Raw genomic sequence first — 1,848 nt, 5'->3', positions numbered from 1 at the left:
GCGATGCGCGACCCGGTTGGCGCGGCGGTTGAGCTCGGCGTAGCTCAGCACCTCGTCTTCGACCAACAGCGCTTCGACGTCCGGCTTCGATGCCGCTTGCGCCTCGAACAACGCATGGATGGTGCGGTCGTGCACCGCATCCGCGCGCAAATCGTTGAACTCGCGCAGTACTTGCTCGCGCTCCGACAGCGGCAGGATCGGCAGCGCCTGCAGCGGCGTCTCGCCGCCGCTTTCGAGCGCGCCGACCAGGGACTCCATCACGGTCTGCATGTAGCGGACCACGCGCGGGCCATCGATGCCGGGCACCGACAGCGCAGTCAGGCCGAAGCCCTGGCCGAGGTCCTCGACCGACATGGTCAGCGGGTAGTTGTTGCGGGTATCGTCCTTGAGCACGTATACGCCGTCCCAGGCCTCGGCCATGGCCTGCTCCTCGGCTGCATTGCCGGGTTCGTGGCTGTGGCGATAGTTGAGCAAGGCGGTGAACAGCGGCAGCGGCGGTGCGATCGCGCTGCAACGCTGGGCCAGGGCCAGCGAGGCCTGCTCGTGCGCCAGCAACTCGCTGAGCCGGCGGTGGGTGTCGCGCACCGCCTCGGCCACGGCTTCGCCGCCGACCGGGATGCGGATCGGCAAGGTGTTGAGGAACATGCCGACCACCTGGTCGGCGCCCTCCGAACCTTGCAGGCGGCCCGACAGCACGGTGCCGAACACCACTTCATCGCGGCCGCTGCAGCGCGCCAGCACCTGCGCCCAGGCGACGTGGAACAGCACCGCCGGGGTCACCCCGCGCTCGCGCGCGAGCTCGCGGATGCGCCGCGCCAGCGCATCGTCGAACACGATCCGCGCTTCGCGCGCCTGCTCGCCGCTGCTCTGCACGTCGAGCACGCCGAACGGAGCGGTCGGCTCGTCGACGTGGCCGAGCTGTTCGCGGAACCAGGCCTCGTGTTCGGCCTCCGGCACGGCGCGAGTGGCGGCGATGAAATTGCGGTACGGCAGGCTCGCCGGCAGTTCCTCACCGCGACCCTGCAACAACGCCAGGATCTCCGACAGGATCAGCGCCATCGCGACGTGATCGCCGCTGACGTGGTGACGCAACAAGGCGAGCAGCCATTCGCCGCTGTCCGGGTCCTGGGCACGGAACGCGGCCAGGATCGGCGCGCGCTGCAGGTCCAGGCGCATGCGCCGCGGGTCGGTATGGGCGAGCAACTGCGGCAGGGCCGGCGAATCGGCCGACAGCTCGGCCTCGTGCAGGGGCAGCGGCGCCTGCCGGTAGACCACCTGCACCGGTTGCGGCAGGCCCTGCCAGATCACCGCGCTGCGCAGGATGTCGTGGCGGTCGATGACCTGCTGCAGGGCCGCCAGGAAGGCGTCCATACGCTCGCGACTGTCGAAACCGAGCACGGTGCGCAGCAGATAGGTGTCGCCGCCGCTGTCGTTCTCGAGCATGTGGTGGAACAGGATGCCTTCCTGCAACGGCGCCAGCGGATAGATGTCCTGGACGTTGCCGGCGCCGCCCGGCACGGTGGCGACGATGGCGTCGATCTCGGGCTGGCTCAGCGACACCAGCGGCAACATCTCGGGGGTGATCGCGGTGGTGCCGGCGACGATCGGGTTCGGCGCGACCTCCGGCGCCGGCGCTTCGGCTTCGCCGGCGATCTTCTCGGCCAGCACGCTCAGCACCGGGGTGGTGAACACCGTGCGTACGTCGACGTTGAGGCCGCACTGGCGCAGGCGTTCGATCAGGCTGATGACCAGCAGCGAATGCCCGCCCAGCTCGAAGAAATGGTCGTGGCGGCCGACCCGTTCGATGCCCAGCAGGTCCTGCCAGACTCCGGCGATGGCCTGCTCGGT

1 protein-coding gene is annotated in these 1,848 nt (G+C 69.7%); it reads right to left on the bottom strand.

Going from position 1 to position 1,848, the window contains the following annotated elements; all coding sequences use genetic code 11:
- A partial coding sequence (locus AC6CH2_RS22465; protein WP_498271153.1) for a condensation domain-containing protein occupies nucleotides 1-1,848 on the bottom strand: 1,848 nt, incomplete at both ends.

Source organism: Lysobacter sp. GQ73 (genome assembly GCF_059758755.1).
Note: the sequence above shows the minus strand (reverse complement) of the source record. Positions and strands in the feature narration are given on the sequence as shown.